The sequence below is a fragment of the Pseudodonghicola xiamenensis DSM 18339 genome (assembly GCF_000429365.1).
GTDB classification, from domain to species: Bacteria; Pseudomonadota; Alphaproteobacteria; order Rhodobacterales; family Rhodobacteraceae; genus Pseudodonghicola; species Pseudodonghicola xiamenensis.
This window is the reverse complement of the sequence record NZ_AUBS01000058.1, coordinates 1-9,779: the sequence shown is the minus strand read 5'-3', so window position 1 is coordinate 9,779 and position 9,779 is coordinate 1. Positions and strand designations below refer to the sequence as shown.

General features: G+C 59.4%; 10 protein-coding genes and 1 tRNA gene. 6 read left to right on the top strand and 5 right to left on the bottom strand.

The features are described from left to right. Positions 1 to 176 (bottom strand): transposase (locus G455_RS26225; RefSeq protein ID WP_154664451.1); only part of this gene is annotated, 176 nt, incomplete at its 3' end. A gap of 80 nt (positions 177 to 256) precedes the next feature. Here G455_RS26225 and G455_RS0121345 point away from each other — a divergent pair. Continuing rightward, positions 257 to 2,107 (top strand): DUF262 domain-containing protein, encoded by a 1,851-nt coding sequence (locus G455_RS0121345; protein ID WP_028095501.1) that lies wholly within the window; start codon positions 257 to 259, stop codon positions 2,105 to 2,107. Positions 2,108 to 2,118: 11 nt separating this feature from the next. After that, positions 2,119 to 3,594: a class I SAM-dependent DNA methyltransferase gene (locus G455_RS0121340; protein WP_028095500.1), complete on the top strand. Its 1,476-nt coding sequence runs from the start codon at positions 2,119 to 2,121 to the stop codon at positions 3,592 to 3,594. Between the two features lie 157 nt (positions 3,595 to 3,751). Here G455_RS0121340 and G455_RS0121335 read toward each other — a convergent pair whose 3' ends face one another. Then, a complete protein-coding gene (locus G455_RS0121335) occupies positions 3,752 to 4,063 on the bottom strand; it encodes an ETC complex I subunit (protein ID WP_028095499.1) in 312 nt (103 codons plus the stop codon). Between the two features lie 186 nt (positions 4,064 to 4,249). Here G455_RS0121335 and uvrB point away from each other — a divergent pair, with 186 nt between their 5' ends. The 3 genes from uvrB (at position 4,250) to G455_RS25055 (ending at position 8,244) form a co-directional block, all read left to right on the top strand. Further along, positions 4,250 to 6,442: an excinuclease ABC subunit UvrB gene (gene uvrB / locus G455_RS0121330; protein ID WP_035367169.1), complete on the top strand. Its 2,193-nt coding sequence runs from the start codon at positions 4,250 to 4,252 to the stop codon at positions 6,440 to 6,442. A 226-nt stretch (positions 6,443 to 6,668) separates the two neighbouring features. Then, positions 6,669 to 6,744 (top strand) — tRNA-Ala (locus G455_RS0121325). Positions 6,745 to 7,287: 543 nt separating this feature from the next. Then, positions 7,288 to 8,244, top strand: coding sequence for a linear amide C-N hydrolase (locus G455_RS25055; protein ID WP_229861864.1), 957 nt, complete (start codon positions 7,288 to 7,290; stop codon positions 8,242 to 8,244). Between the two features lie 114 nt (positions 8,245 to 8,358). On the opposite strand, the gene G455_RS0121315 is transcribed toward G455_RS25055, so the two are convergent. After that, the gene (locus G455_RS0121315) at positions 8,359 to 8,604 is read right to left on the bottom strand and encodes a hypothetical protein (protein WP_028095497.1); all 246 of its coding nucleotides are present in this window, start codon (positions 8,602 to 8,604) and stop codon (positions 8,359 to 8,361) included. 29 nt (positions 8,605 to 8,633) lie between these two features. On the opposite strand from G455_RS0121315, the gene G455_RS0121310 reads away from it, so the two are divergent. Then, positions 8,634 to 8,816 (top strand): hypothetical protein, encoded by a 183-nt coding sequence (locus G455_RS0121310; protein WP_028095496.1) that lies wholly within the window; start codon positions 8,634 to 8,636, stop codon positions 8,814 to 8,816. A gap of 38 nt (positions 8,817 to 8,854) precedes the next feature. Here G455_RS0121310 and G455_RS25050 read toward each other — a convergent pair whose 3' ends face one another. Continuing rightward, on the bottom strand, positions 8,855 to 9,424 hold the full coding sequence (locus G455_RS25050) for an RES family NAD+ phosphorylase (protein WP_051312674.1): 570 nt from the start codon (positions 9,422 to 9,424) through the stop codon (positions 8,855 to 8,857). A gap of 63 nt (positions 9,425 to 9,487) precedes the next feature. Next, on the bottom strand, positions 9,488 to 9,779 hold a 292-nt coding region (locus G455_RS25045; protein WP_028095545.1), incomplete at its 5' end, for an IS256 family transposase.

Sequence of the window (9,779 nt, the reverse complement as noted above, 5' to 3'; positions counted from 1 at the left end):
GTCTTGGCTGGACCGTATTCCTTCGGTGCATCGCTCCAGCGTAACCCATTGCGGTTGACGAAGATTATCCCGCTCAGAACACGACGATCATCGACCCGTGGGCGGCCATGGCTCTTCGGAAAAAACGGCTCGAGCCGCGCCATCTGCTCGTCGCTCAGCCAGAAAAGATTGCTCACCACACCCTCCTATAGTTGGAGAGCGTGAATCACGCCGCCAGTGGCGCCGCAAGCCGATTAATGGGTCCTGAGCCTAGATCATGAGCACATTCGACAGCACGAAACTCCCGCTTCCGCAGGTGCTGAAGGACATCACGGATGGAGTCATCCAACTCCCGGACTTCCAGCGCGGTTGGGTGTGGGACGACGAGCATGTGAAATCCCTGCTGATCTCGATCGCGCGGTCTTTCCCGGTGGGTGCGGTTATGATGCTGGACACGGGCGGAGAGGTGCGGTTCCAGGTTCGTCCGGTGGAGAACGTCGAGTTCAGCGGGGGCTTGCCCGAGCCGGAAAGGTTGATCCTTGACGGCCAGCAGCGCCTGACCTCGCTGACGCAAGTGCTTGCTCTCGACAAGCCGGTGAAGACCTTTGATGCCAAGGGCAAGGCCATCGACCGGCACTACTACATCGACATCGCGTTGGCCCTCGAGGAAGATCGGCTGGAGGATGCCTTTATCTCGGTTCCGGCTGATCGGAAGATCAAGGAGAACTTCGACCGGGACATCGTGATGGATCTGTCGACCACGGAGATGGAGATCAGGAGTTTTCACTTCCCTTGCTCCCAGATCCTGAGTTCGGACGATTGGGAAGAGGCGCTGCACGAGCACGCGCCGGAACTCTTCGGTGAGTTCATGAAGTTCCGCAAGCAGGTGCTGGCAGCGTTCAGGAGCTATCAGTTGCCGGCGATCACGCTGGGCAAGGCGACCTCGAAAGAGGCGGTGTGCCTCGTATTCGAGAAGGTAAACACCGGCGGCGTCCCTCTGTCCGTTTTCGAACTGGTGACAGCGACCTTCGCCGCCGACAACTTCAATCTTCGGGACGACTGGTATGGGAGCCGTCTGCGAAGGGTTGAAGGCAGGGTCGAACGACTGTCGAAGGAGCCGATCCTGAAGGGGATCGAACCTGCCGACTTTCTGCAGGCGATTTCCATCCTCCAGAGCTCGGAACGCCGGAAGGCCGACATCGCTGCGGGCAAGACCGGAAAGCAGATCTCGGCCGTCTCCGCGAAAAGGTCGACTGTTCTGTCCCTGTCTCTCGACGACTACCAGACCTGGGCTCCCGCAGTGGAGGCCGGCTTCATCCTTGCGGCCAAGTTCATGCGCAAGCAGTGCTTCTTCACAGGGCGGGAACTACCGTACCGGACGCAACTGGTTCCTCTGGCAGCGGTTCTCTCCCAGATCGAGAACCGTTGGCTGGAGCCGAAGATCTATGACCGGTTGTCGAAGTGGTTCTGGTGTGGGGTCTTGGGCGAGCTTTATGGCGGTGCGGTCGAAACGAGGATCGCGAACGACTACGAGGAGTTGATGCGATGGGTGATCGATGGGGGCGAGCCCGGGGACACACCACGGACCATCGGTGATGCCGCCTTCCAGGAGAGCCGCCTCGACACGCTCAGATCCAGAAACAGTGCAGCTTACAAGGGCTTGAACGTGTTGATTCTTCGAGAAGGGGCGAAGGACTTCTTCTGGAAAGCGAGTATTCAGGAACTTGATGGGGAAGACATCGCCCTCGACATTCATCACATCTTCCCGAGGGCGTGGTGCGAGGACGAAGGGATCCCTGCAAACACATTCAACTCCATCGTCAACAAGACCCCGATTTCCTACAAGGCAAACCGAATGATCGGTCGTAAGGCTCCCTCCGAATACCTTGCATCGCTGCAGGCACATAAGCAGGTCGGCCTGGAAGACATTGAGATGGACGCCATCCTCGCTTCCCATCGGATTCCGGTTGCGCAGCTGCGTTCGAATGAGTTCGCGGAATTTTATAAGGTCAGGAAGACGAACCTGCTGCAGCTCGTCGAGATCGCCATGGGTAAAGCCCCACAGCTTGATCAATCCAATTCCGATCGGTTGCCTTCTCAGGAAGCCGACCAAGACGAACTCGTGTGAAAGGACACTGAATGAACACCGCACCGATTATTTCCAAGGTCTGGTCCTTCTGCACGACGCTGCGCGATGACGGGGTCGGCTATGGCGATTACCTTGAGCAGCTCACATACCTGATCTTCCTGAAGATGGCGGACGAATATTCGAAGCCGCCCTATAAACGCGATATCGGCGTGCCTGTCGAGTACAACTGGGAAAGCTTGACCGCATTGGTGGGCGCGGATCTTGAGGCCCATTACGTCAAGGTGCTTCGCGAATTGGGCCAGCAAAAAGGCATGCTGGGACAGATCTTCACCAAGGCGCAAAACAAGATCACCGATCCCGCCAAGCTGTTCCGGCTCATTGCCATGGTCGATGGCACCAAGTGGATCATGCTGGGCGCCGACGTGAAGGGCGACATCTACGAGGGACTTCTGGAGCGGAACGCCGAGGACACCAAATCCGGTGCGGGGCAGTATTTCACGCCGCGTTCGCTCATCCAGGCGATGGTGGAATGCGTCCGCCCTGAACCCGGCAAGACCATCGCCGACCCGGCCTGTGGGACTGGCGGATTCTTCCTGGCGGCTCATGATTTCCTGACGGATCCAAGTAATTACGCGCTCGACCGTGAACAGAAGGAATTCCTGAAGAACGGGACTTTTCATGGGAATGAGATCGTCGCAGGCACGCGTCGCCTATGCCTGATGAACATGTTCTTGCATGGCATCGGGGAGATGGCGGGCGAACCGAGCGTTTCGCCCGCAGACGCCCTGATCTCATCGCCGTCCGACACAGTTGATTTGGTGTTGGCGAACCCGCCTTTCGGCAAGAAAAGCTCCATGACCTTCACGAATGCCGAAGGCGAGCAAGAAACCGAGGACCTGACCTACAACCGGCAGGATTTCTGGGCCACGACGTCAAACAAACAGCTGAACTTCGTTCAGCACATCCGCACCATGCTGAAGACCACCGGGCGGGCCGCAATCGTGGTGCCGGACAACGTGCTGTTCGAGGGCGGTGCGGGCGAATCGATCCGCCGCAAGCTTTTGCAGAACACCGATCTGCACACGATCCTGCGGCTGCCGACAGGGATCTTTTATGCGCAAGGGGTCAAGGCGAACGTCATCTTCTTCGACAATCGCAGCGCCAGCAAGGAGCCGCAGACCTCGCATGTCTGGTTCTATGATTATCGGACGAACGTGCATCACACGCTCAAGCAGAAGCCGATGACCTATGCCCATCTCGAGGATTTCATCGCCTGCTACAATCCCGCGAACAGGCATGAACGCGCAGCGACTTGGACCGAGAATTCCCCCGATGGGCGTTGGCGGGCCTATACGCGAGAAGAACTTCTGTCGCGCGACAAGGCCAGTCTGGACGTGTTTTGGCTCAAGGACAGTTCCATGACCGATCTCGACAGCTTGCCCGAGCCTGACATCCTGCTCGAGAAAATCCTCGAGAACCTCGGCGCAGCGATGGAGAATTTCGCGGCGGTCCGGCAAGCGAGTTGAGGCTGAAGCGGCTTTTCAGCCGCAGAAGCACTCCACCAAAGCGGTATTCCCAGAAATAGTACGGGCGCCCATTGGGCGCCCTATATCTTGATCGAAGCATGTCTTCGCGGGATCCTTGCCCCGATTTCGAGACAACTTTGCCCCGATCTACAAAAGCTCAGTGCGTCCAGGGGACGCGGCGGTCGTTGGCGAAGTTCTCGCCATAGCCGCGCGGGCGGATGTTGGTCTTGCGCTGATGCGGTTCGATCACCTCGGCCTCGATCCCGTTTGCCTGCGCATAGGCGAGCGCGGCTTCCTTGGTCTCGAAACGCAGGTGCACCTGGCTTTGCATGTCGTTGGAGGAGGTCCAGCCCATCAGCGGATCGACCTCGCGGGCCGAAGCCGGGGCGTATTCCAGAACCCATTTATGTGTCTTGGCCATGCCGGAGGTCATGGCGTTCTTGGCGGGGCGATAGATTCGTGCGGGCATCGCTGGTCTCCTTGCTTGGGGTCTTATCGGGAATTTGGCCCGACAGGGCAAGAGGGCGGGGGGCCGCAGGCAGGCCGTGGCAGGATGAAAGCCACAGGTTTCGCCTTGCCAGCACGATCCTGTCGCGCGGTGCATCTTGAACTCGGCGGCTAAAAGAACACAATAGGAACGGACAGGAGCCCTGCGATGTATAACGATACCCCCGACCGGATGCCGATTCTGGATGCCCCGCCCGCCGATGTACGGAAAAGGGAGAAGCTGGAAGGCGGCAAGCGCTTTGTCATGCACAGCGGATTCGAACCCGCCGGCGACCAGCCCACAGCAATCGCGGAACTCTCTCAGGGAGTGATCGGCGGCGATCACGATCAGGTGCTGCTGGGGGCGACAGGCACCGGCAAGACCTTCACCATGGCCAAGGTGATCGAGGAGACCCAGCGTCCTGCGATCATCCTGGCGCCGAACAAGACGCTGGCGGCGCAGCTCTATGGCGAATTCAAGGGGTTCTTTCCCGAGAACGCGGTGGAGTACTTCGTTTCCTACTACGATTACTATCAGCCCGAGGCCTATGTGGCGCGCTCGGACACCTATATCGAGAAGGAATCCCAGATCAACGAGCAGATCGACCGGATGCGCCATGCCGCCACCCGGGCGCTGCTGGAGCGCGACGACGTGATCATCGTCGCCTCGGTCTCCTGCATCTACGGTCTCGGATCGCCCGAACTTTACATGGCAATGACCCTCGATCTGGAGGCGGGCAAAGAGTATGATCAGCGCCAGATCATGGCCGATCTGGTGCAGCAGCAATACCGCCGCAACGATGCCGCCTTCAATCGTGGGGCGTTCCGGGTGCGCGGCGACAGTCTTGAGATTTGGCCCGCCCACCTGGAGGATCGCGCCTGGAAACTATCGTTTTTCGGTGAGGAGCTTGAAAGCATCACTGAATTCGACCCGCTGACCGGCAAGAAGACCGACAGTTTCGACAAGGTGCGTGTCTACGCCAATTCCCACTACGTCACCCCGAAGCCGACGATCAGACAGGCCATCACCGGTATCAAGGCAGAGCTCAAGCAGCGGCTGGCCCAGCTGACCGGTGAGGGGAAGCTTCTTGAGGCTCAGCGATTGGAACAGCGCACCAGCTTCGATCTGGAAATGTTGGAAGCCTCAGGGTTCTGCAACGGGATCGAGAATTATTCCCGCTATCTGACCGGCCGTGCACCGGGCGAGCCGCCCCCCACCCTGTTCGAATTCATCCCCGACAATGCCATTGTCTTCGCCGATGAAAGCCACGTCACCGTGCCGCAGATCGGCGGCATGTACCGGGGCGACTATCGCCGCAAGTTCACGCTCGCCGAACACGGCTTCCGCCTGCCCAGCTGCATGGACAACCGGCCGCTCAAGTTCGAGGAATGGGATGCGATGCGGCCGCAATCGGTCTTCGTCTCGGCGACGCCTGCGGCTTGGGAGCTGGAGCAGACGGGGGGCGTCTTCACCGAACAGGTGATCCGGCCCACCGGCCTGCTGGACCCGGTGATCGAAATCCGCCCCGTGGATACCCAGGTCGACGACGTGATGGACGAGATCCGTCGCATCTCGGCCAAGGGGTTCCGCACCCTGGTCACCACCCTGACCAAGCGGATGGCCGAGGATCTGACCGAATATCTGCACGAACAGGGCATCAAGGTCCGCTACATGCATTCGGACATCGACACCATCGAACGGATCGAGATCCTGCGCGATCTGCGTCTGGGCGCCTTCGACGTGCTGATCGGCATCAACCTGCTGCGCGAGGGGCTGGATATCCCCGAATGCGGGCTGGTGGCGATTCTGGACGCGGATAAGGAAGGCTTCCTGCGGTCCGAAACCTCGCTGATCCAGACCATCGGCCGTGCCGCGCGCAACGCCGAAGGTCGGGTGATCATGTACGCCGACCGGATCACCGGCAGCATGGAACGCGCCATGGGCGAGACCGAGCGGCGCCGCGCCAAGCAGATCGCCTATAACGAGGAACACGGAATTACGCCCGCGACGGTGAAGAAGAATGTCGAGGATATCCTCGCCGGTCTCTATCAGGGTGATGTCGACATGGCGCGCGTCACCGCCACGATCGACAAGCCGCTGCATGGCTCCAATCTCGAGACGCATCTGGAAGGCCTCAGGACCGAAATGCGCAAGGCCGCCGAGAATCTGGAGTTCGAGGAGGCCGCCCGCCTGCGCGACGAGATCAAGCGGCTCGAGGCGGTCGACCTCGCCATCTCCGACGATCCGTTGGCGCGGCAATCGGCGGTGGATCAGGCGGTGGAGGACGCCGTGGGCCGCAAGGGCCGCTCCACCGCCGGGCGACCGGGACAGCGTGGCGGGGTGAGGCGGAAGGGAAGGTGATGCCTGAGGCAAGCGTCTGAACGTCGCCGTGAGGTCACTGGCAGAACACGGGCCCGAAAGACCAATCCCTGCGGTTCAGGGGACGCCATCTCGCTCAAACGCTTTGCAGAAGACAGCCCCGCAGTTCCCCGAAGGGAGCAGGGGCGACATGCGCGCGCTTTGTCGCGGAGGGTCGCCTCATTCCCGCTTGCATTCGCCGCTGATTTGGTGAATCTACACCCCCATCGGGGCCTTAGCTCAGCTGGGAGAGCGCGTCGTTCGCAATGACGAGGTCAGGGGTTCGATCCCCCTAGGCTCCACCAAATTTCCCGTACAATGCACCAGATAGTGATGCCGTTTCGTCAGAGAACGTGTCTATGGCCGTGCATCGGGCATCACGGCCCGCCATTCGCTGCGTCATGCTTGAAGGTCCGCGATGCGGACAAAGCGACCTTGAGACAAGAGCTCAGCTGTGACTGATGCTAGCCGAAAGCCGTCGGTCGCCCCGGGACCGACGGCAGGTTCTTCCTGCTTCTCTTGCGCCGTTATTCGCCTAGGCTTGGCTCTCCGTGGACCGCCGAGGATGTCTCGGGAAACCCGGGCCGGGAAAGGGCGTCGCAGCTTGGGAAGAGATCCCTTCCACTTGGAACCAACCTTGGCTTCCCGGCGGCTTGACCAGAGGCCAACTGAACGTTTGGTCAAGAATAGCCAGGGTTTTTGAACCTTGACAACAAGTGGCCTGTCTGTCCAGCTTGGACGGCTTGTGCGCAAGCTTGTCGCTCAGTCACTTTTCACGTTATGGAGTAGATCAAATTCCCTTTAGAAGAACACTCTCACTGTGCCGTGGCATCGCCTTGGCCGCTGCGGTGTCGATCGCGGCTGCTCCAATTGCCGATGCATGTACGCGTGTTGTCTATCACGGACCCAATGATCGGATTCTGACAGCGAGATCGATGGATTGGAGTCTGCCCATGATCTCCAACCTCTGGGTGTTCCCGCGTGGAATGTCCCGAAATGGCGAAGCAGGCCCCAACTCGAAGGAGTGGACATCAAAATACGGAAGCATGATCGTGTCCGGTTATGACTTCTCGACCGTCGACGGCATGAACGAGGCCGGGCTGGTCGTCAACATGCTGTGGCTGGTTGCGTCCGAATACCCCGAAGATGATGGCGTCACGCCCAAGGTTTCCCTTTCCATCTGGGCTCAGTACTTCCTGGACAATTACGGCAGTGTCGCCGAAGCCGTGGCTGACATGAATGATGATCCCTTCATTGTCGTGACCGCCGAAGTCCCGGACCAGCCGGGCCGCCTTGCAAAGGTCCACCTTTCCATCTCGGACTCCTCGGGCGACAGTGCCATCCTCGAATGGCTGGACGGCGAACTGGTCATCCATCATGGCTCGGAATACCGCACCCTGACGAACGATCCGCCCTACGATCAACAGCTGGCGCTGGTAGATTACTGGAAAGGCGTAAACCCACGCGAGGTTCTGCCAGGCACGAACCGTGCCCCCGACCGGTTTGTGCGCGCCAACACGTATATCGATATGGTTGTGCAATCCGATGACCCGCGGATTGCCACTGCGGCTGCGATGAGTGTGGTGCGAAATGCGTCCGTGCCTTTTGGGATTACAACACCCGATTCACCGAACCTGTCAACGACCCGGTGGCGCGTGGCGGCCGATCACAAGAGCAAGCAATTCTACGTCGAGTCCGCACTTTCACCGAACCTCTTCTGGGTCGATCTGGAAAAGCTTGACTTTTCCCCCGAAGCTGACGTTCTCACGCTCGATCTAGGAGTGGACATGGTCAAGCTGAGGTAAGCGTTACAACCGCCCCCCATTTTGACCTCTATTCTGGACAAAGCACGGTCTCTATATTGGCGCATAGCGCCAATACGAAACATTTCACATAGGCGCTTCGGCCCTCTGCGGACCTCAACGCCAGGCGCAGCGGATGACCAGTCCCAGCCCCTTCCACGACATTCGGGCCCCGCGCAGTGTCCGACCAGCCGCGGTGAAGTAGATCTGATCTGCCGCAGTGATCGGGTTCTTCAGGGTGGTCGTCTGGACATGCCTGGCTTCGATCATGCGTTTCAGAGCCACCGGCTGCCAGATGCCTACCGAATTCGCAGGGTCTTCGATGCCCTTTGCATCAAGCAGGTCGGGCTGCAGTGCGGCCACGACGTCATCGCGATAGACATGGGTGAGCCATGAAACTCGTCACGCATTTCGAGGCGGCGTTCCGCACCACAGATGAACTGCACGTTTTGCTCCGCGAGGCATTGAACGCCTTCGCAGCCGCACCGCGCGGTAGCACGGAGCGCCAAAATGCCCTGCATACGATGCAGAACATCGCGCCCGAGCTAGCGGCGCGCGCAAGCTCTCTAACATAACGCGACTGGCCGTCAGCCCGGTCGCCTTTTGCTTTGCTTCAGAATGGAGGCTCTCTGCTTTCAAAGCGGTAGCGACTGACAGTGTGGCTGTCGGTCTCGATCCTGACTGCGCTCACTTCATCAACGCGCACGGATCCCAGGTCAATCCTGAGAGACACATCCCTTGGGTCCAGTTCGCGAGGATCAACCCAATGCTCCATCGTGAGGTCGAAGGGGGTGGGTTTCTTCTTCTCTTCCTTCTCTTCGACGGGCGGCACTTCTTCGGTCACCGAGTAGTCAGGCTCGGGGCCTTCCTCATACATCGAGTAGGTTCTTGCTCGGATTTCCGTGCCCGCGGGGATATCGAGCACTTCGGCGCGAGAGGCTTTGTGAAACAGAACAACATTGAGACCATTGCCGCCGACTTGAACGGACGGGAAGACAATGCCTTCCAAAGGCACTTGCCCCTCGGTCGAAAGGTAATCGGCGATGGCCTGGGTGGGCAGATACTCCATTTCCTGATCGTCGGGCATGACGGGGCGGGCCATTTTGTTGCTGAGGGTACCTAGGAAACGCATACGCCCGAGACGGTAGGCGTAGTCTGGATCGAAGATGCTGCCGCGCTCCATGACATTGCCCAAAGCCGCTAGATCAAGCGAGACTGTGCCGAATTTTGTGCCTGACGCGTTTTTTTACGCCATTGGGAAGCGGTCTTCGAACATGATGGCAAGCTGACTTCTGACAGCGTGCCATTCGCGCACCGAACGCTTCCATTCGGTGGATGTAGCATTGAGCGCCAGATAGATCAATTTCGCTGCTGCCTCATCGCTTGGGAAGTGACCGCGGGTTCGGACGGCGCGCCGGATCTTCGAATTCAATGCCTCAATGGAATTCGTGGTGTAGATCAGCCTGCGCACCTCGGGCGGGTAGTCGAGGAACGGGATCACCTCGTTCCAGGCCCGGCGCCAGCTCGGTGCGATGGCC

Coding starts and splice junctions, on each gene's coding strand:
- G455_RS0121345 (WP_028095501.1), top strand. CDS start 257: ATGAGCACATTCGACAGCACGAAACTCCCGCTTCCGCAGGTGCTGAAG.
- G455_RS0121340 (WP_028095500.1), top strand. CDS start 2,119: ATGAACACCGCACCGATTATTTCCAAGGTCTGGTCCTTCTGCACGACG.
- G455_RS0121335 (WP_028095499.1), bottom strand. CDS start 4,063: ATGCCCGCACGAATCTATCGCCCCGCCAAGAACGCCATGACCTCCGGC.
- uvrB (WP_035367169.1), top strand. CDS start 4,250: ATGTATAACGATACCCCCGACCGGATGCCGATTCTGGATGCCCCGCCC.
- G455_RS0121310 (WP_028095496.1), top strand. CDS start 8,634: ATGAAACTCGTCACGCATTTCGAGGCGGCGTTCCGCACCACAGATGAA.
- G455_RS25050 (WP_051312674.1), bottom strand. CDS start 9,424: ATGGAGCGCGGCAGCATCTTCGATCCAGACTACGCCTACCGTCTCGGG.